Source organism: Pseudomonas sp. NPDC088885, from assembly GCF_044750025.1.
GTDB classification, from domain to species: Bacteria; Pseudomonadota; Gammaproteobacteria; order Pseudomonadales; family Pseudomonadaceae; genus Aquipseudomonas; species Aquipseudomonas rustica.
In genome coordinates, this window is record NZ_JBIVJB010000007.1 from 59,210 (window position 1) to 82,658 (window position 23,449).

At 61.9% G+C, this 23,449-nt stretch carries 1 pseudogene; it reads right to left on the bottom strand.

What is annotated here, in order from left to right:
• Positions 1-46: 46 nt before the first annotated feature.
• Positions 47-23,448: pseudogene (locus tag ACIP1X_RS06755) on the bottom strand (non-ribosomal peptide synthase/polyketide synthase).
• Position 23,449: the final 1 nt, after the last annotated feature.

Consider the following 23,449-nt stretch of genomic DNA (forward strand, 5'->3'; position numbering starts at 1 on the left):
AGCCGCAAGGGCTCCTCTATGTATAACGATGGATCAGGGCCAATACTTAGGCCGCTTGTGCGACACAGTGCTCGATCAGCGCCTCCAGTTCCGCCTGATACTCGCGCATCAGTTGCTCGACAGTCTCGGCGCGGTAACGGCGAGTGCTGTAGATGCAGCGCAAGGCCAGGCGCCCGTCGAACACCTGACCGACCACTTCCAGCCAGTTGCCCAGCGCAGCATGCGGGCTGTAGCAACTGCCGTAGCTTTCTGCCGCCGGCACCAGCATGGCTTTGTCGTCAAAGCTTTGGTCGAACTGCCCCAAATAGTTGAAGGTCACGCGCGCCTGCGGTGCCTGACTCAAGGTCTCGGCCATCGCCCCGCCGCTCATGTGACGCAGCACGCCGTAGCCCAGACCTTTATTTGGCACCGCCGCCAATTGCCGCTGCACGGCGCGCACCGAGGTACCGATGTCGGCGTTTTCGCCGGGCATCAGGCGCACCGGGAACATGCTGGTGAACCAGCCCAGACTGCGGCTCAAGTCGATGTCCTTGACCAGATCTTCACGCCCGTGGCCTTCAAGCTGAATCAGCACCGAAGACTGCTCACTCCAGCGGCACAGCACCCGGCTCAACGCCGCCAGCAGCACATCGTTGATCTGCGTCTGATACACCGCCGGCACTTGCTTGAGCAGTTGCTGGGTGTGCTGTTCCGACAAGCCCAAATGCGCCACCGACTGGTATTGCACCTGATTCTTGCCACGCGGGTTATCGCACGGCAACTCGCTGCCGGGCTGGTCGATCTGCGCCAGCCACCAGGCCTTTTCCTCGGGCGGATAATCCGCCGCGTAGGCTTGCAAGCCTTCGGCCCAGGCGCGATAGCTGCTGGTGCGAATCGGCAGGTTCGGTGAGCCACCGGCGCTGTACGCCTCGTAAGCCACCTGCAAATCCTGCAACAGCAAACGCCATGACACCGTGTCGATGACCAAGTGATGAATGACCATCAGCACACGGCTTTCGCCAGCAGGCAACGTTACGTGCGCCGTGCGCCACACCGGCCCATTGTGCAGATCGAGGCTGCGTTGCACCTGCTCGGCATACAGTTCCAGTTCGGCTTCATCGGCCACTTCGTGCTGCCACAGCAACGCTTCGTTGGCCCACTGCGCCTGCATCTCCGCCAGCGGTTGGTAATGCTGATAATGGCGCCCGCCGACATCGCTGAAGCGCAGACGCAGGGCGTCGTGTTGCTGCATCATTGCGCGCAGGGCCATTTCCAGCGCCGGCAGATTCAGTGCTTGCCGCGCACGCAACATCAGCGCCTGGTTGTAGTGATGCGGCTCGCTCATGCGCTGATCGAACAGCCATTGCTGGATCGGAATCAGGTTGAACTGCCCTTCGGCCGCCACCTGCGTCACGTCTTCCACCACGCTTGCCACTGCGCTCGAACGCTGTTCGAAAATCGCTTCGATGGTCTGTCCACGCATCAGGTCGCGCAGTTTCAGATCCATCTTCAGCTCCGCGTGGTTGCGCACCCGCGACACCACTTGCAGGCTGAGGATCGAGTCGCCACCCAGTTCGAAGAAGTTGTCGGTAATGCCCACCCGCTCGACTTGCAACACATCGGCCCAGACCTCGGCCAGCAGTTGCTCGTCACGGGTGCGCCCGGCCACATATTCCGCGCCCTTGAACTCGGGTTCCGGCAAGGCCTGGCGATCGAGTTTGCCGTTCGGCGTGACGGGCAGCGCGGCAAGGCAGATCACCTGCGCCGGCACCATGTAGTCCGGCAGTTGCGCACGCAATTCGGACTTGAGTCGATCACCGATAGCCACACCCTGCGGCGTCACCACATAACCGATCAGTTGTTTACCCGAGGCACTGTCGCGGGCGATCACCAAGGCATCGCTGACGTCGGCGAGCTGACGCAGACTGGCTTCGATTTCGCCGAGTTCGATACGGAACCCGCGCACCTTGATCTGATGGTCGATGCGCCCGACGTAATCGAGCACACCGTCGGCACGCTGGCGCACCAGATCGCCGCTGCGGTACAGACGATCGCCCGGCGGCCCGAACGGGTCCGGCACGAAACGCTCGGCGCTCAGATCCGGACGCTGGTAGTAGCCACGGGCGATACCCTGGCCGCCGATGTACAGCTCGCCGGCGATGCCCGGCGGCAGCGGGTTGAGATCTTCGTCGAGCACGTACAACGCACGTTCGCCGACAGCACGACCGATCGGCGCGTACGCCGCTTCACAGCGTTCGCTGACCGGCACCTTCCACAGCATCGGCGTGACCACTGTTTCGGTCGGGCCATAACCGTTGGTGAAGAATTGCGGACGCAACGCGGCTTTCACTTGCTCAAAGGTTTGATCCGGCACCGCGTCGCCGCCAAAGCAATATACGCGTACCGGCGGCGGCGCCAATTGGCTGTGTGCAGCGTATTCGGCCAGTTGTTTAAGGTAGGCCGGCGGGAAACAGGCAATCGTGATCGCGTGCTGATGCAAGGCCTCGAAGGTCTGCTCCGGTGTCCACAAACTGGCGTCGCGAATCACCAGCGTGCCGCCGCTGAACAGCGTGCTCAGCCAGCGCTCGTGGGCACCGTCGAAGGCAAACGACATGAAATGCAGCTCACGGGTGCGCTCGTCCATGTCGTATAGCTCGGCAATGGCCTGGCAGTGCATGCTCATCGGCCCGTGCGCCACCGCGACGCCTTTCGGCCTTCCGGTCGAGCCGGAGGTGTAAATCAGATACGCCAGATTGCCCGCGAGCAAGCCGCTGACCGGAGGTGTGTCGCGGTAAGCGCTGTCGTCGAATTCATCGATAGCCAGACGCGCCAGCCCCTCGACCACCGGCAAGCGATCTTGCACCTGCGTGTGGGTGAGCAGCAGCGCCATCGCCGAATCTTCGATCATGAACGCCAGACGCTCCGGCGGATAATCGATGTCCAACGGCACATACGCCGAAGCGCTTTTCATCACCGCCAGCAATGCCACGACCATTTCCACCGAACGTTCCAGCGCCACACCGATGACCACTTCCGGCCCGGCACCCAGTTCGATCAGTCGATGGGCGAGACGGTTGGCGCGACGCTCCAGCTCAGCGTAACTCAGGGTAGCGTCACCGCAGACCAGTGCCGTGGCCTCAGGCCGCGACTGCGCATGACGAGCAATCAATTCGGGCAGCAACTGCGCCTGATAACTCGCCTCAGGCGCTGCGCTCCATTGTTCAAACGCTTGCCATTGCTGCGCGGACAAACGCTGCAGGTTGCCCAGGCACACGCTTGGCGCGGCGATCATCGCTTCAAGGGTGTCTTCCAGCGTGCGACGGATCTGCTCCACCGCCTCAAGGCTGAATGCGTTACGCAGGAACAGATACTCGATGGACAGTTGCTCGCCGAGATTGACTGCCAGATCCATCGGGAAATTGGTCACGTCATGATTGCGTGACTCACCGAAGCTCAGACCGCTGTCCTGCTGCTCGCTAAGACGCTCGTCGATCGGGTAGTTCTCGAAGACGATGATGCTGTCGAACAAGCCCTGCCCGCCCAGCCCCGACCAGCGCTGAATGTCCGCCAACGGTGCATGGGAAAACTCGCGAATATCGGTGTTGTAAGCCTGCAGTTGCTGCAGCCACTGATCCAGCGGCTGTTCCGGCCGCAAGGTCTGGATCACCGGCAAGGTGTTGATGAACAGGCCAAGAATATTGTCGGCGTTGGCCAAACCGGCCGGGCGACCGGAAACGGTCGCGCCAAATACCACGGTGTTCTGCCCGGTAAAGCGTTGCAGCAACAGCAACCACGCCCCCTGAATCAACGTGTTCGGGGTGATTTGCAAAGCACGGCAAGCCTGCTGCAAACGCGCGGTTTGCGCCGCGTCCCACCGTGAATAAATCGCCTCGTGCCCCGGCAGTTCCTCGACATGTCGCGGGAACATCGCCTGATTCAGCGACGTCGCCTGCTCCAGCGGTTCGAGGCGACTGCGCCAGAAACTTTCCAGCGAACCCTGATCCTGACGTTGCAGCCACTCGATGAATTCACGATAGCGACCATTACGGCCCTGCACCTGGCCGTGGCTGTAGAACTGCATGACTTCGCCGAACAACCGCGAACTGCTCCAGCCATCCATCAGGATGTGATGGCAGGTCCAGATCATCTGGTAGCGATCGTCTTCCAGACGCAGTAGCAAGACGCGCTGCAATGGCGCCTGACTGAGGTCGAAACCGGCCAGATAATCGGCGGTCGCTCGTTCGGTGACGGCGGCTTCACTGATGTCTCGCACGCGCCAGTCTTCCACCGTCAGTTGCAACTCCACCTGACGATGGACGATCTGCACCGGGGTATTCGAGCCTTCGGGGAAGTGGAAACTGGTGCGCAAAATGTCTTCGCGGCCGATCACGTATTGCCAAGCCTGTGCAAAGCGTTCGGTGTCCAGACCGTGCACCGGCAGGCTGATCTGGTTGATGTACAAACCGGAACTGTCGTCGGCCAAGGTGTGGAACAACATGCCGTCCTGCATCGGCGACAGTGGGTAAATATCCTCCACCTGCGCCACGGGCACCGGCAGACGATCCAGCTGCGGCTGGGTCAGACGCGTCAGCGGGAAGTCGGACGGCGTCAGGCCCAAGTGCTCCTGGGTGCAGCAATGTTCGATCAATTGCTCCAGCGCTACCGCGTAGGCATCGGCCAGTTGCTGAATCACCGCTTCGTCGAAGACATCGCGGCTGAACGTCCAGTCCAGCGACAACTGTCCGTTGAACACCCGGCCATCAATGGTCAGCCAGTTGCTCAAGGCGACGTCGTCGCCGTGCCCGGCCCCGCTGCCCTCTTCGCTCGGCACAAACAGTGCCTGCTCATCGAAGCTCTGGTCGAACTGGCCGAGGTAGTTGAAGGTAATCCGCGCTTGCGGCAATTGCGCCAGACGCTGCTGGACAGCGTCCGCACCGAGGTAGCGCAACACGCCATAGCCCAGACCTTTTTCCGGCACCGCGCGCAGTTGTTCCTTGATGCGTTTGATCGCTTCGGCTGGCTGTTTCGCCGGGGTCAGCAGCACCGGGAACAGGCTGGTGAACCAGCCCACCGTGCGGCTCAGGTCGACGCCATCGAACAACTCTTCGCGACCATGCCCCTCAAGCTGCACCAGACACGCCGGCTGCGCCGTCCACTGGCAAATCACTTGCGCCAGGGCGCTGAGCAACAGGTCATTGACCTGAGTGCGATACGCCGACGGCGCCTGTTTGAGCAGACGATGGGTCTGCTCGGCATCCAGACGCGTATTGACCGAACGACCATGCACCGACGCCTGACTGCCCTCGGGACGACTGCGCGGCAACTCCGGCAAGGCCTGATCGAGTTGACGGCTCCAGTAGTCGAGTTCCTTGTTCAGCGTTTCGCTGTGCGCGTAAGCCTGCAACTGCTCGGCCCAGGTTTTCAACGCCGTGGATTTTGCCGGCAACGTCACCGGTTGATTGGCACTGAGCTGACGATAAGCATTCTGCAAATCTTCCAGCAGCACGCGCCACGATACACCGTCCATCACCAGGTGATGGATCGCCAGGTGCAGACGTTCGCTGCCGTCCTGCACGGCAATCAATGTGCAGCGCAACAACGGGCCGTTTTGCAGATCGAGACTGCGCTGGGCCTGATCGGCGATGGCGACGATTTCGTCAGCGCTTTCGGCTGTGCGTTGCCAGATTTCCGACACCTGCTCGGCCAGCGCCTGATGGCTGGCCTGCCAGGCGCCATTGCTCGCCTGCACAAAACGCAGACGCAAAGCGTCGTGATGCGCCACGACATGCGCCAACGCCTGCTGCAAGTGCGCGACGTTCAGCGCCTCGCGCGGCGTTAGCATCACCGACTGGTTCCAGTGCTCGCGGTGCGGAATATCACTGGCGAAAAACCACTGCTGCATCGGCACCAGCGGACTGTCGCCGGTGACCGGGCCTTGGTCGATCACCGCATCCTCAGTCGCCGTGGCCACGCGCGCCAGCGCTTGAATGTTCTGATGCAAAAACAGGTCTTTCGGCGTCAGGCCTATGCCCTGCTGTCGGGCGCGGCTGACCACTTGAATCGAGTTGATCGAGTCGCCACCGAGGGCGAAGAAATTGTCTGCCGTACCGACTTGAGCCACGCCGAGCACCGCTTGCCAGATCTGCGCCAGCGCTGTTTCGATCGCATTGATCGGCGCGACGAAAAGTTGCTGGGCTTCAGCCACGTCAGGTGCCGGCAGTGCCTTGCGGTCGAGCTTGCCATTGGGGCTCAGCGGCATGCTCTGCAACAGGGTCAAGTGCGCCGGCACCATGTGTTCCGGCAGGGTCTGGCGTAAATGCGCCTGCAGGGTTTCGCGCATCGACGGCCAGTCCGTCGCGTCAAATTCCGTGGCGACGACATAACCACTGAGGACTTTGCCGCTGCGGCTGTCCTGCGCGACGACCACCGCTTCACGCACGGCGTCATGTTCCAGCAGGCGCGCTTCGATTTCGCCCAGCTCGATACGGAAACCACGGATTTTCACCTGATGGTCGATGCGACCGATGTAATCGATCACACCGTTCGGGCGATAGCGCGCCAGATCGCCGGTGCGATACAGGCGCTCGCCGGCCACGAACGGACTGGCGACAAAGCGTTCGGCGGTCAATTCCGGACGACGGTGGTAGCCGCGCGCCAGGCCCAGGCCGCTGAGGTACAGCTCGCCATTGACGCCGCTCGGCACCGGATTGAGTTCGGCGTCGAGAATGTAGGTCATCAGGTTGGCAATCGGTTCGCCGATCGGCACCGCATCGCGACCTTCATCGCGGCAGGTCCAATGGGTCACATCGATGGCCGCTTCGGTCGGGCCGTAGAGGTTATACAAACCGGCATTCGGCAACTTGGCGAAAACCTGTTGCTGCGCATCGACCGGCAGCGCTTCACCGCTGCAAACGATGCGGGTCAGGCTGGTGCAGCGGCTGACATGGGCATCGAGGACAAACGCTTGCAGCATCGACGGCACGAAATGCAGGGTAGTGATCGCTTCGCGCTCGATCAGGCTGACCAGTTTCGCCGGATCACGATGGTCGCCCGGTGCCGCGACGACCAGACGTACGCCGGTCATCAATGGCCAGAAAAACTCCCACACCGACACGTCAAAACTGAACGGGGTCTTTTGCAGCACACTGTCGCCAGCGCGCAGCTCATAGGCCTGCTGCATCCAGCACAAACGGTTAGTCAGCGCGCCGTGGCTGTTGCCGGCGCCTTTTGGCTTGCCGGTAGAGCCGGAGGTGTAAATCACGTACGCCAGATTGTGCGCGGTCAGCGCCGGCGTCGGATTGCTTGAGGCAGCGTCGCCCAGCCACGCGTCATCGGCGTCGAGCAACAGCGTCTGCACGCGGTCGGGAATCGGCAAGGTGTCGAGCAGCGCCTGCTGCGTCAGCAGCCACTGAATGCCGCTGTCATCGATCATGTACGCCAGACGTTCCGTCGGGTACTCCGGATCCAGCGGCACGTAAGCGCCACCAGCCTTGAGAATGGCTAACAAGCCAATAACCATTTCCAGACTGCGATGCAGCGAAATGCCCACCAGCACATCCGCGCCGATGCCCCGTGCGATCAAGGCATGGGCCAAACGGTTGGCCCGCTCGTTCAGCTCACGGTAGGTCAGTGATTGCCCTTCGAACACCAGCGCCACCGCGTGCGGATCACGCTCGACCTGCGCTTCGATCAGATGATGCACCGGCTGCTGGTTCGGGTAGTCGGCAAATGTGTGGTTCCAGTCCTCGACGATCACTCGGCGCTGGGCCGCGTCGAGCAGCGGCAGTTCGCCAATGCGTCGGGTCGGCTGCGCGACGATAGCGCGCAGCAGGTTGAGGAAATGTTCGCCGAGACGAGCGATGGTCGAAGGTTCGAACAGATCGCTGGCATACGACAGCGCCGCACTGATGCCTTCATCGAACTCGAAGGTGTCCAGCGTCAGGTCGAACTGCGCGGTGCCGGCGTCCCAGGTCAGTTCTTCGAGGCTCAGGCCTGGCAACGTCGAAACGGCGCGACGCGCATCGCTGGCATGGTTGAACATCACCTGGAACAACGGTGTATGACTCAGGTTACGAGCGGGTGCGAGCAATTCCACCAACTGCTCGAATGGCAGATCCTGATGCGCCTGCGCGCCCAATGCGCGCTGTTTGACCTGATCAAGCAACTGGTCGAAACGCAGGTTGCCGTCGATCTCAGCCTTGAGCACTTGAGTGTTGACGAAGAAGCCCAGCAGGCGCTCGGTCTCGACCCGGTTACGGTTGGCGATCGGCACACCGACGCGAATATCGTTTTGCCCGGTGTAGCGATGCAACAGGGTCTGGAAGCTCGCCAACAACAGCATGAACAGCGTGGTGTTGCGCTCTTTGGCCAGACGCTTGAGGCCTTCAGCCAGTGCCGGTTCCAGGCTGATCGGCAGACGCGCACCGCGATAGCTTTGCTGCGCCGGACGCGGATGATCGGTGGCCAATTCAAGAATCGGCTGCTCGCCGCCCAACTGCGCCGTCCAGTAATCCAGTTGCCGTTGCTGCTCCCCCGCCTCCAGCCATTGCCGCTGCCAGTGGCCATAATCGGCGTACTGGATCGGTAACGGCGCCAGCGCAGCCGGTTGACCCTGACTGAAACCGGCGTACAACTGCATCAGATCATCGACCATGATTTGCATCGACCAGGCATCAGAAACAATGTGGTGTTGGGTCAGCATCAGCACATGGTCGTCAGCTGCCAATTGCAGGAGTTTGACCCGCAGCAGCGGCCCACGCTGCAAATCGAACAGTTGCCGGGTTTCGGCTTCAATCAACCCGCGCAGGCCTTGCGCGTCGAGCGCGGCATCGACCGCTGCAAGCGCAATGGTCACGGCAGCAGCATCTTCGATCACTTGCACCGGACGTTCGTTGTCCAGCACGAAGCGGGTGCGCAAACTTTCGTGACGCTCGACCAGCGCATCGAAACTCTGTTGCAACGCCGCTGGATCCAGTGCGCCGCGCAAGCGCAGCGCCGCCGGGATGTGATAAGCGCTGCTGGTCGGATCCAGTTGCCAGAGGAACCACTGCCGCTGTTGCGCGAAAGACAAGGCCAGCGGCTGTTCTCGCGGAACGCGGCTGATCACCGATTCCTGCTCGGTCGACGCCGAGTCCATCGCTTGGACAAACCCTTGCAGGCTGTTGTGGGCGAACAGCAGGCGCAGCGGCACTTGAATCTCGAGTTGCTGGCGGATGCGCGACACCACTTGCGTGGCCAGCAACGAATGACCGCCCAATTCGAAGAAGTTGTCGCTCAGGCCAACGCGCTCGACCTTGAGAATCTCGGCCCAGATCGCCGCTACCGCCTGTTGCACCGGCGTCTCTGGTGCCACATAGGTTTTGCGCCATTGACTGGCATCGGGTTTGGGCAACTGTTTGCGATCGAGCTTGCCGTTCGGCGTCCGCGGGAACCGCGCCAGCAGCACCATGTGCGCCGGCACCATGTAATCCGGCAGATTGATCTTGAGGCGTGCATTGAGGCTGTCGCGCAAACGGCTTTGTGCGTCGGCATCCAGCGTGCTCAGATCAGCACTCGGCACAACGTAGGCCACCAACGCCTGACCACCCGGCGCATCCTGGGCCAGCACGGCGGCTTCGCGCACGGCGTCCTGTTCGAGCAGACGCGCTTCGATCTCGCCCAATTCAATGCGGAAGCCACGAATTTTCACTTGATGATCGATGCGGCCGAGGTATTCGATGATGCCGTCGGCACGCTGCCGTGCGAGGTCGCCGGTGCGGTACAGACGCTCGCCCGTCGCGGCATATGGATGCGGTACGAAACGTTCGGCCGTCAGCGCCGGTCGCTGAAAGTAACCGCGCGCCAGGCCTTCACCGCCGATCAGCAACTCACCGGCCACGCCATAAGGCACCGGCAGCAAATCGGCGCCGACGATGTACAGCGAGGTGTTGTCGATCGGCCCGCCCAGCCACGGTTGTGCATCTTGCGAGCGCAGCGGATGCAACGCCGACCAGATCGTGGTTTCGGTCGGCCCGTAGAGGTTCCACACTTCACCGCCGAGGGCGAGCATGCGCACCGCCAGTTCCTGAGGCAGTGCTTCGCCACCGCACAGGCACTTGCAACCGCGCAGTTGCGCGGCGTTTTCGTTGTCGAGCAGCATGCGCCAGGTCGACGGTGTTGCTTGCACCACGTTGACCTGCTCGGCAGCAATCAGCGCCAGCACCGCGTACGGATCCTGCGCGACCTCCTGCCCGGTCAGGACAATGCAGGCGCCAACCATCAGCGGCACATAGATTTCCAGGCCAAAAATATCGAAGGAGAACGTGGTCAACGACAGCGCGCGATCCTGTGCCACCATGCCCGGCGCCTTGGCCATGCTGGCGACGAAATTGGTCAACGCAGCGTGGCGAACCATCACGCCTTTCGGCTGGCCGGTCGAGCCGGAGGTATAGATCGCGTAGGCCAGATGTTCGCCGTGCAGTCGTGTCGGCAGATCTTCGCAGGCAAAGCCGTCGAGCCAATCGCCCTCTTGATCCAGCACCAACGTGGTGAGCGAGTCCGGTACGGGCAACTGGCTGAGCAGCGAGTTCTGCGTCAACAGCAAATCGATGCCGCTGTCGTCGATCATGTACGCCAGACGATCCTGCGGGAACGCCGGATCCAGCGGCAGGTAGGCGCCGCCCGCCTTGAGGATCGCCAGCAGGCCCACCAGCATGTGCGTGCTGCGCTCGACTGAAATACCGACCAGCACATCCGGCGCCACACCAAGGGTTTGCAGCTTGCGCGCCAACTGATTGGCCCGGGCATTGAGCTGGGCGTAGCTCAAGCGCTGGCCATCAATCACCAGCGCCGGGGCATCGGGGGTGCGCGCCGCTTGCGCTTCAAACAGCTGATGAACGAAGCCTTTTTCAGGTGCCGGCGCGACGCTGCGGTTACCGTCGTTGAGGTGCGCTTGATACTCGGCGGCGCTCAGCAGCGGCAGCTCGCCGATGGACTGGCCAGGATTGGTGACAATCCCGCGCAACAGGTTCTGCCAATGCCCGGCCATGCGCGTAACGGTGTCGGCGCCAAACAGGTCGGTGGCGTAGATCAGCGCCGCCGACAGGCCGTCGCTGTGCTCGACGGTTTCCAGGGTCAGATCGAACTGCGCGCTGTGGCTGTCCCAACGCAAACCCTCGACTTTCAAACCGCCCACCGGCGCTGCAGTCGACAGGCCTTGGGTCTGGTGATTGAACATCACTTGGAACAGCGGACTGTGACTGAGGTTGCGCTCGGGTTGCAGCGCTTCGACCAATTGCTCGAACGGCAGATCCTGATGCGCCTGCGCGCCCAGCGCAGTCTGCTTGACCTGCTGCAGCAATGCGCTGAACGCGTCCTGACTGTCGACCTCGCTCTTGAGTACTTGAGTGTTGACGAAAAAGCCGATCAGGCGCTCGGTTTCCACCCGATTACGGTTGGCCGTCGGCACACCGACGCGGATGTCGTTCTGACCGCTGTAGCGATGCAGCAAAGCCTGGAACGAGGCCAGCAGGATCATGAACAGACTGACCCCTTCGCGCTGCGCCATCTGCTTGAGGCCGCTGACCAGCGCCGCGTCGATGTCCAGTTCCAGACGGGCACCGCGATAACTCATGACCGCCGGGCGGGCAAAATCAGTTGGCAATTCGAGTACCGGTTGCTGACCGCCGAGGCGCGCGATCCAGTATTCGAGTTGACGCTCACGCTCGCCCGCCTCCATCCAGTGCCGCTGCCAGATCGCATAGTCGGCGTACTGGATCGGCAACTCGGGCATCACCGGCGCCTGCCCTTCAATGAACGCGGCGTAACCTTTGACCAGTTCCTCAACCATCACCTGCATCGACCAGCCATCGGAGACGATGTGGTGCAAGGTCACGATCAGCACATGATCGTCGGGTGCCAGTTGCAGCAGACGTGTGCGCAGCAATGGCCCTTGTTGCAGGTCGAACAGTTGGCGGGTTTCTTCTTCGATCAAGTGGCGCAGTTGCGTGTCGTCCGGCCTCTGCGCCAGCACTTGCGCTTGCAGCTGCACTGGCGAAACCGCGTGGACTTGCTGCACAGCGTGCTCGCCGTTGAGCACGAAGGTGGTGCGCAGACTGTCGTGGCGCGCCACCAGCGCATTGAAGCTCTTCTCCAGTGCAGCGACGTCCAGCGGCCCGCGCAAACGCAGGGCCGTGGGCATGTGGTACGCCGCGCTTTCGGGATCCAGCTGCCACAGGAACCATTGACGTTCCTGGGCGAAAGACAACGACAAGGTGTCGAACTCGGCACTGACAGGCGGAATCGGCAGGTTCGCCGGGGAAACGTCCTCTTCGAGCATTTTCTGCAAGTACAGGCGACGTTTTTCCAGCGGCAGCGTTATGAAGCGCCTGGCAATACGTTGTGCGACAGCGGTGTCCATCAAACCTCCTCAAATTCATCAAGCAGCGCTTCAAGCTTGCTCAATTTCGACGTGCTCATTTGCTCGCCGGACTGCTCGAGTTGCGCGACAAACGCACCCAGCACCGGGAATTGGAATATCAGTTGGGGCGTCAGCTTCAGGCCCAGTTCGAGTTGCAGGCGCGAGACCACATTGACCACCAGCAGTGAGTGCCCGCCGAGTTCAAAGAAGTCGTCAGCCAGCCCGACCTGGTCGATTTTCAGCACGTCCTGCCAGATCGCCGCGACCTTGCATTCCAGCTCGCTCTGCGGCGCCAGATAAACCGACTGATGCGCGCGGGTGTCCGGTGCCGGCAAGGCCTTGCGATCGAGTTTGCCGTTGGGCGTCAGCGGCAATTGGTCAAGGAAGATCAGGTGGGTCGGCACCATGAAATCCGGCACCTGCCGGGCCAATTGCGCTTTGAGTTGTTCGGCCAGAGGTGCCGCGTCGAGGCTGTTGTCGTGGCTGACCAGATACGCGACCAGGTTCGGCCCGCTCAGTTCTTCCCGCGCCAGCACTACCGCATCACGCACTTCAGGCAGCGCTTGCAGACGTGCTTCGATTTCACCGAGTTCGATGCGCAGACCGCGAATCTTCACTTGATGGTCGATACGACCGATGTATTCGATCACGCCGTCTTCGGCATAACGCGCCAGGTCGCCGGTGCGGTACAGACGACCGCCAAAACCGGCGAACGGATCCGGAATAAAGCGTTCGGCGGTCAGTGCGCCGCGCTGGTGATAACCACGGGCCAGAGAATCACCGGCGATGTACAACTCACCCGTCGCACCGATGGCGCAAGGTTGCAGCGCCGCGTCCAGCACGTAGGTGCGCACGTTGTTGATCGGGCGCCCGATCGGCATGATTCGCGCGTCGTCTGCGACCGTGCGCGGCACCGTGTGGCTGCTGGTGTCGATGGTCGCTTCGGTCGGGCCGTAGAGATTGCGCAACTCACCGTCGAACAGCGCCATCACTTCACGTGAAAGGTGCGCACTCAGGGCCTCGCCACCGCACAGCAACAGGCGCAACGAAGCCAGTTGCTCACGCGTCGCCAGCGGCAGCAACGCTTGCAACAGCGACGGCGCCATTTGCAGCACGCTGATGCGCAGTCGCGCGACGTCGGCCCACAGCGTGGTCAGGTCGAGATTGAATTGCGCTGAGGCCAGCACCAGTTGCGCGCCGTTCATCAGCGGCAGCCAGAATTCCCAGACCGACGCATCGAAGCTGATCGCGGTTTTTTGCAGGACGCGATCCGCAGGCGTCAGTTGCAGGCATTCCTGCATCCACTGCATGTGGTTGCTCAGGCCGCCATGGCGCAGGGTCACGCCCTTCGGCTGGCCGGTGGAGCCGGAGGTGTAGATCACGTAGGCGAGGTTGTGCTCATCGATCAGCACCTGCGGATCGCGCTCGCTGTAAGCATCCAGCCAATGCGCCGGCTGATCGAGCAACAGCGTGGTCACTGCGACATCGGCAAAACGTGGTTGCAGACTGGTTTCAGTCAGCAGCAGGACAATGCCGCTGTCCTCGATCATGTAGGTCAGACGATCCTGCGGATACGCCGGATCCAGCGGCACATAGGCGCCGCCAGCCTTGAGAATCGCCAGCAAGCCGACCACCATTTGCACGCCACGCGACATCGCCAGACCGACCAAAACGTCGGGGCCGACGCCGCGCTCGATCAAGGCATGGGCCAAACGGTTGGCCTGGGCATTGAGTTGCGCATAGGTCAGCGTGGTCTGCTCGGTCACCAGCGCCACGGCGTCCGGCGTCAGCCGTGCCTGCGCTTCGATGCATTGCTGCACCTGATGGTGCTCGGCCGTTGCGACAGTCGTGGCGTTCCAGTCGCGCAACAACAGCGTGCGCGTGACATCGCCCAGCAAGTCGATCTCGCCAAGGCTGCGGCCGGCCGGCGTGCTCACCATCTGCGCGAGCACGTGTGCCACCTGCTCAGCCAGGCGCTCGACGGTGTGTGTAGGGAAAGCAGCGTGGGCATAAGTAAAGTGCAGACTCAGGGTGTCATTGTGATTAACGGCCAGGGTCAACGGGAAATTAGTCTGTTCCTGATTGTCCACGGTGCCGAAGCTCAACCCAGACGGTGCCTGCGCTTGCAGCGCGTCCGACAACGGGTAGTTTTCGAACACCAGCAAGGTGTCGAACAAGCCCTCGCCGCCCTGCCCGGCCCAGCGCTGAATCTCGAACAGCGGCGTGTGCTCGTGCTCGCGCAGGGCGACGTTTTGCGCCTGCACCTGTTGCAACAAGGCAGACACCGTTTGCTCCGGCCGAGGGCTGGCGATGACCGGCAAGGTGTTGATGAACAGGCCGATCTGCTGCTCGATGCCTTTGAGCTCGGTCGGCCGTCCGGACACGGTCGCACCGAAAGCCACGGTGGCATGCCCGGTGTAGTGCTGCAGCAGCAACAGCCAGGCGGCCTGGATGACGGTGTTGAGGGTGACTTTCTGCGTACGCGCAAATTCACTCAGGGCTTGGGTCTGCACCTTGTCCAACCAGTGGTAGTGACTGGCGTGGCTGCTGGCGAACGCCGCTTCGTCAACACCTAAACGGGTTTCGGCGAGACGGGTCGGCGCCTCGAACGAGCGCAGTTGCTCCAGCCAGAACGCTTCACTGACCTTGGCATCGCGCCCTTGCAGCCAACTGATGTAGTCGCGGTAGCGCCCGGCCTGACGCGGCAAGGCCTGGCCGTCATAACGCTGCAGCACTTCGCCGAGCAACTGCGAATTGCTCCAGCCATCCATCAGGATGTGGTGATGGGTGTAAATCAGGTGATAACGCTGCGCGCCGGTCTGCACCAGCACTAGACGCAACAACGGTGCGCAGGCCAGATCAAAGCCCTGCGCCAGCTCTGCCGAAGCCAGTTCAGCGAGTGCTGACGTGACATCGGCGCGAGCGCTCCAGTCCAGCGACGTGAAGGGCACGCGCACCTGTTTGTGCACCACTTGCAGCGGGCGCTCGCTGCCCTGCCAGATAAAACTGCTGCGCAGAATATCGTGGGCATCGACGGCGGCCTGCCAGGCATTTTCGAAACGTTGTGGATCGAGGCCTTCGATGTCCAGGCACATCTGGTTGATGTAATGCCCGCTGCCGTTTTCATAGAGGCTGTGGAACAACATGCCCTGCTGCATCGGCGCCAACGGATAGATGTCATCCACCGCACGCGCCGGCAGTGCCAGACCATCAAGCTGCGCCTGAGTGAAGTCGGCCAACGGGAAGTCCGACGGCGTCATGCCCTGATTGCTCGGCTCGCAGCAATGCGCGATCAACAGCGCCAGTTCAGCGGCATAGTCATCGGCCAGTTGCTGGATCAGCGCCGGATCGAACTGCTGGCGACTGAACGTCCAGCCCAGATTCAACGCACCGTCGAACACCTGACCATTGAGGGTCAGCCAGTTGCCGAGCGTGGTCAGCGGGCTCTGCTCGTCGCCGGCGCCTTCGCTGGCGGGGCTGAACAACGCGCCCTGCGCTTCATCGAAACTGCCGTCAAACTGGCCCAGGTAGTTAAAGGTGATGCGCGGTTGCGGCAGCGCCTGCAACGCTGCACGAGTGGCGTCGTCACCGAGAAAACGCAGCGCACCGAAACCGACGCCTTTATCGGGAATCGCGCGCAAGCCCTGCTTGATCGACTTGATCGAATCGGCGAGGTCAGCCGCCGGGGTCAATTTCACCGGGAACATACTGGTGAACCAACCGACGGTGCGGGTCAGATCGATGTTGGTGAACAATTCTTCGCGGCCATGGCCTTCCAGCTCGATCAAGGTGCTGGCGTGCCCGCTCCAGCGGCAAATCACCCGCGCCAGCGCGGTCAGCAACAGGTCGTTGACCTGCGTGCGATACGCCGCCGGGGCTTCTTGCAGCAGTTGTCGGGTCAGTTGCTTGTCCAGTCGCGTATCGACGGTGACAGCCTGACTATTGAGCGCGCCCGCCTCTGGATCAAGGCACGGCAAGTCACCCTGCACGTCGCTCAACTGCGCCTGCCAGTAGGCCAATTGTTCTTGCAGTTCGGCGCTGCGGGCGTGGCCCTGCAACTGTTCGGCGAAGGCTTTGACCGAACTGGTCTTGGCCGGCAGTTGCACGGCCTGCCCGGCGTGCAGTTGGTTGTAAGCGGTTTGCAGATCGTCGAACAGAATCCGCCACGACACGCCGTCCACCGCCAGGTGATGGATCACCAACAATAGCCGTTGAGTACCATCGGCGAGGTTCGCCAACACCCCGCGCAGCAACGGCCCGGCTTGCAGATCCAGACTGCGCTGGGCCTGATTGGCCAGGGCTTCCAGCGCCGCTGCATCGGCGACTTCGCGCACCCACAGCAGGTTTTCCGACGCCGCTTGACGGTACTCGGCGCGCCAGCCTTCAGCGCTTTCGCTGAACGACAGACGCAAGGCATCGTGATGCTGCACCAGTGCCTGCAAGGCTTGTTCGACAAGCTCGGCTCGCAACGCGCTGGCCGGTTTCAGCAGTACCGACTGGTTGTAGTGGTGACGCTCGGGAATCGCCTCGGCGAAGAACGCTTGCTGGATCGGCAACAGCAACGCGGCGCCCTGAACCGGGGCCTGATCGATTGCTTGCTGGTCAGTGCCGGTCTGCGCCACTGAAGCCAGCGCCTGTACGGTCTGATGCTGGAACAGATCATTCGGCGAGAAACGAATGCCCGCCGCGCGTGCACGACTGACCACCTGAATGGAGATGATCGAGTCGCCGCCGAGTTCGAAGAAGTTATCGCTGAGGCCGACAAGCTCAAGTTTCAGCACGTCCTGCCAGATCGCCGCGATCTGTTGTTCCAGCTCGCTTTGCGGCGCGACGTAATCCAGTTGCACCTGACTGGCGTCCGCTGGCGGCAGCGCTTTGCGGTCGAGCTTACCGTTGGCGGTCAGTGGCCATTGTTCGAGGAACAGCAGGTGCGTCGGCACCATGTAATCCGGCAGATCGGCCTTGAGTTGAGCTTTCAGTTGTTCGCGTAAATCGGCTTCGTTATCGACGTTGTGCGCGGCAATCACATAGCCGACCAGTTGCTGACCGCTCGGCCCGTCTTGCGCCAACACCACCGCTTCGCGCACGGCATCGAGGGCATTCAGGCGTGCTTCGATTTCGCCGAGCTCGATGCGGAAACCGCGGATTTTCACCTGATGGTCGATACGTCCGACGTACTCGATCACGCCGTCGCTGCGGTATTGCGCGAGGTCGCCGGTGCGGTACAGGCGCGCCCCGCTTTCGCCGAATGGATCGGGGATAAAGCGCAGTGCGGTGAGGTCACTACGGTTCAGATAACCGCGCGCCAGACCGGCACGGCCAACGTACAGCTCACCGATGCAGCCCTTGGCCACCGGGTTCAATTCGCCGTCGAGCACGTACCACGACAGGTCGGCGATTGGTTCGCCGATCGGGCTGTTGGCGTCCTGCTCAAGATCCGCCACCGACAATGGACGATACGTCACGTGCACGGTGGTTTCGGTGATGCCGTACATGTTGATCAGTTGCGGGGCAGCATTGCCGAAGCGTTCGAACCACGGACGCAGGGATTTCACGTCCAGCGCTTCGCCGCCAAACACCACGTAACGCAAAGCATTCGCCCGCGAATCGGCGCAAGCCACGTGCATCAATTGCTTGAACGCCGATGGCGTCTGGTTGAGCACGGTGACCCCGGCGTCGCACAGCAGCGCATGGAAGTCCTGCGGCGAGCGGCTGACGTCGTACGGCACCACAAGTAGTTCGCCGCCGTGCAGCAACGCACCGAAAATCTCCCACACCGAGAAGTCGAACGCGTAGGAATGGAACAGGCTCCAGACGTCCGTCGGGGCGAAACCGAACCACGGTTCGGTGGCTTCGAACAAACGCAAAATATTCTGGTGCGGCAGCAACGTGCCTTTGGGTTTGCCGGTGGAACCTGAGGTGTAAATCACATAGGCAAGGTTCGACGACGCCATCATCACTTGCGGATCGGTGTCGGCGAACGCGCTGACATCGCTGTCCAGCAGCAACGTTTGCACGCCTTCTGGAACTGGCAATTGACCGGCCAGCGCAGCTTGGCTCAGCAGCAACTGAATGCCGCTGTCCTCGATCATGTAGGCCAGACGATCCTGCGGATAAGTCGGGTCGAGCGGCACGTACGCGCCACCGGCCTTGAGGATCGCCAGCAGGCCGACGATCATTTCCAGACCACGCTCGGCGGCCAGACCGACCAGCACGTCCGGGCCGACACCGAGGGCGATCAACTGATGAGCACGGCGGTTGGCCTGATGGTTGAGTTCGCCGTAGCTCAGGGTCTGTTCGTTGAAACGCAGGGCGATTGCATCGGGACGCAGACGCGCCTGTTCGGCAATCAGTTGGTGCGCGCAGGCTTCAGTCGGGAAGCTGCGTGGATTCGGATTCCACTCGGCGATGTTCTGTTGCTGTTCGCTGATGTCCAGCAACGGCAATTCGCCGATGCGTTGCTGCGGATCGGCGACGATGCCGTGCAGCAGGTTCAGCCAATGCCCGGCCATGCGCTGCACGGTGGCGGCGTCGAACAGGTCGGTGGCATAGGTCAGTGCGGCGCTGAGTTGGCCATCTGCCTCAAGAGTGTCGAGGGTCAGGTCGAACTGCGCGGTCTGGCTGTGCCAATCCTGCGCTTCGATGATCAGCCCCGGCAACGCCGGCAGGGCCTGACGCCCGGCACTCTGATGGTTGTACAACACCTGAAACAGTGGGCTGTGACTCAGATTGCGTTCCGGGCGCAGCGCCTCGACCAATTGTTCGAACGGCAGATCCTGATGCGCCTCGGCACCGATGGCGGCGTGTTTGACCTGCGCCAGCAGAGCACTGAAACGCTGCTGCGGATCAACCTCGGCCTTGAGCACTTGAGTGTTGACGAAGAAGCCGATCAGGCCTTCGGTCTCGACCCGGTTGCGGTTGGCAATCGGCACGCCGACGCGAATGTCCGACTGATTGCTGTAGCGATGCAAAAGGCTCTGGAACGAGGCTAGCAATAGCATGAACAGCGTGCTGCCCTCGCGCTGGGCCAGTTGCCGCAGTTGCTGGCTGAGCAGCGGCGGCAGGTCGATGCCCAGACGGGCGCCGGCAAAACTCTGCCGCGCCGGACGCGGACAATCAGTCGGCAGTTCCAGCAAAGGCTGCTCACCGCCGAGCACGCCAGTCCAGTAATCGAGTTGGCGCTCACGCTCGCCGGCCGCCATCAATTGGCGCTGCCAGACCGCATAATCGGCGTACTGAATCGGCAGCTCGGCCAACTCGACCGAGTGACCCTGGCTATACGCGGCGTAGCGCTGAATCAATTCCTGCACCAGCAGTTGCATCGACCAGCCATCGGAGACGATGTGATGCTGGGTCAACACCAGCACATGTTCTTCGCGCGCCACTTGCAACAAACCGACGCGCAGCAGCGGGCCGTTTTGCAGGTCGAATGGCTGGCTGATCTGGCGCTGCACATAAGCCTGAGTCTGCTCGGCAGCATTGCCCGAGGTGCAGTCAAGAATCTCCGGCAGCAGGATCGGCGCCTGTTCGGCATGAATCACCTGGAACGCTTGCTCATCGACCTGCACGAAGGTCGTGCGCAGGCTTTCGTGACGCTGGATCAGCTCGGCAAAACTGCGTTGCAGCGCGTTCAGATCCAGCGCGCCGTGAATACGCAGCGCCGCCGGAATGTGATACGCCGCGCTCGCTGGCTCCATTTGCCAGAGGAACCATTGACGTTGCTGAGCGAACGACAATGGCAGTTGTATTTGATCACGCGGCGCCCGAGGGATGCTCGCAGGCTTGGCCACTTGAGTTTGTTCCAGCGCTGCAACGCAGGCTTTGAGGCTGGCGTTTTCGAACAACTGGCGCAGTTGCAGGTTGAGGCCGAGGGTCTGGCGGATGCGCGAAACCATTTGCGTGGCCAGCAGCGAGTGGCCGCCGAGTTCGAAGAAGTTGTCGCTGAGGCCGACACGCTCAAGTTTCAGCACGTCCTGCCAGATCGCCGCGATCTGTTGTTCCAGCGCACTTTGCGGCGCGACGTAATCCAGCTGAACTTGACTGGCGTCCGCTGGCGGCAGCGCTTTGCGGTCGAGCTTGCCGTTGGCGGTGAGCGGCCATTGTTCGAGGAACAGAAGGTGCGTCGGCACCATGTAATCCGGCAGATCGGCCTTGAGTTGTGCCTTCAGTTGCTCGCGTAAATCGGCTTCGTTGTCGACGCTGTGCGCGGCAATCACGTAGCCGACCAGTTGCTGTCCGCTCGGCCCGTCCTGCGCCAACACCACCGCTTCGCGCACGGCATCGAGGGCATTCAGGCGTGCTTCGATTTCGCCGAGCTCGATGCGGAAACCGCGGATTTTCACCTGATGGTCGATACGTCCGACGTACTCGATCACGCCGTCGCTGCGGTATTGCGCGAGGTCGCCGGTGCGGTACAGACGCGCCCCGCTCTCGCCGAATGGATCGGGGATAAAGCGCAGTGCAGTGAGGTCGCCGCGATTCAGATAACCGCGCGCCAGACCGGCACGGCCAACGTACAGCTCACCGATGCAGCCCTTGGCCACCGGGTTCAGTTCGCCGTCGAGCACGTACCACGACAGGTCGGCGATTGGCTCGCCGATCGGGCTGTTGGCGTCCTGCTCAAGATCCGCCACCGACAATGGACGATACGTCACGTGCACGGTGGTTTCGGTGATGCCGTACATGTTAATCAGTTGCGGGGCAGCATCGCCGAAGCGCTCGAACCACGGACGCAGGGATTTCACGTCCAGCGCTTCGCCGCCAAACACCACGTAACGCAAGGCATTCGCCCGAGCATCAGCGCAAGCCACGTGCATCAATTGCTTGAACGCCGACGGCGTCTGGTTGAGCACGGTGACGCCAGCGTCGCAGAGCAATTCATGGAATTCCTGCGGCGAACGGCTGACATCGTACGGCACCACAAGTAGTTCGCCGCCGTGCAGCAACGCGCCAAAAATCTCCCAGACCGAGAAGTCGAAGGCATAGGAATGGAACAGGCTCCAGACGTCTGTCGGGGCGAAACCGAACCACGGCTCGGTGGCTTCGAACAAACGCAAAATATTCTGGTGCGGCAGCAACGTGCCTTTGGGTTTACCGGTCGAACCGGAGGTGTAAATCACATAGGCGAGGTTCGACGACGCCATCATCACTTGCGGATCGGTGTCGGCGAATGCGCTGACGTCGCTGTCCAGCAGCAAGGTCTGCACGCCGTCCGGCACCGGCAATTGACCGGCCAGCGCAGCCTGGCTCAGCAGCAACTGAATGCCGCTGTCCTCGATCATGTAGGCCAGACGATCCTGCGGATAAGTCGGGTCGAGCGGCACGTACGCGCCGCCAGCCTTGAGGATCGCCAGCAGGCCGACGATCATTTCCACACCACGCTCAGCGGCCAGACCGACAAGCACGTCCGGGCCGACACCGAGGGCGATCAACTGATGAGCACGGCGGTTGGCCTGACGGTTTAGTTCGCCGTAGCTCAGGGTCTGCTCGTTGAAACGCACAGCGATTGCATCGGGACGCAGACGCGCCTGTTCGGCAATCAGTTGGTGCGCGCAGGCTTCGCTCGGGAAACTACGCGGGTTCGGGTTCCACTCGGCGATGTTCTGTTGTTGTTCGCTGGCGTCCAGCAACGGCAGTTCGCCGATACGTTGCTGCGGGTCGGCGACGATGCCGTGCAGCAGGTTCAGCCAATGCCCGGCCATGCGCTGCACGGTGGCAGCATCGAACAGGTCGGTGGCGTAACTGAGGGTGGCTGCCAGTGCGCCGTCAGCCTCATGTGTATCGAGGGTCAAATCAAACTGGGCGGTGTGCGAACTCCAGTCGAGGCTTTCGACTTGCAGCCCCGGCAGTTGCAACGCCTGCGCCGCCACGCCGCCCTGATGGTTGAACATCACCTGGAACAGCGGGTTGTGGCTCGACTGTCGATCCGGTGCGAGGGCATGCACCAGTTGCTCGAACGGCAGATCCTGATGCGCTTGCGCGCCCAACGACGCCTGTTTGACCTGCGCCAGCAATGCCTTGAAGGACATGCTGCCCTGCACCTGAGCGTCCAGCACCTGGGTGTTGACGAAGAAGCCGATCAGCCCTTCGGTTTCGACCCGATTACGGTTGGCCACCGGCACGCCGACGCGGATATCCGCCAGACCGCTGTAGCGATGCAGCAAGGCCTGGAACGACGCCAGCAAGACCATGAACAACGTCATGCCTTCACGCTGGGCCAACTGTTTCAGACGTTCGCTCAGCTCGCTGCCAACGCTCAGATCCAGACGCGCGCCGCGATGACTTTGCACCGCCGGACGCGGACGATCCGTCGGCAATGGCAGAACTTCGCCGCCATCGCCCAGACGTTCGGTCCAGTACGCCAGTTGCCGCTCCAGCTCACCGGCCTCCATCCACTTGCGCTGCCAGATCGCGTAATCGGCGTATTGGATCGGCAAAGCCGCGAGGTTGGCTGGCTGGCCACTGCTGTGCGCGGCGTAGAGTTTGACCAGATCATCGACCATGATCTGCGCCGAAGCACCATCGCAAATAATGTGATGTTGGGTCAGCACCAGCACATGATCATCCGGCGCGATTTGCAGCAGCTTGACCCGCAGCAACGGGCCTTGTTGCAGGTCGAACAGCGTGGCGATTTCAGCGTCGATCAACGCCTTGAGGCCTGCATCGTCGGGCGGCGTGTCCAGCACCTGCGCAGTCAGCGGCAGACTAAGTCGCGGCTGGACTACCTGAATCGGGCCGTCCGCGCCATCGACAAACACCGTGCGCAGCACTTCATGGCGTTGGAGCAAGGCATCGAAACTGCGCTGCAATGCCGACAGATCAAGAGCACCACGCAAACGCAATGCCGTCGGCACGTGGTAAGCGGCGCTGTGCGGGTCGAGTTGCCAGAGGAACCACTGACGCTCCTGCGCGAACGACAAGCCAATCGTTTCGAACTCACCGCGCACCGGTGGAATCGGCAACGCCGCAAAGCTCATGTTCTTGCTCTGCATTTTTTGCAGAAACGCTTGCCGCTGGGCGAGCGGCAAACGGATGAATCGCTGAACCAGAGACAGGTTATCGAGCTGAGTCATT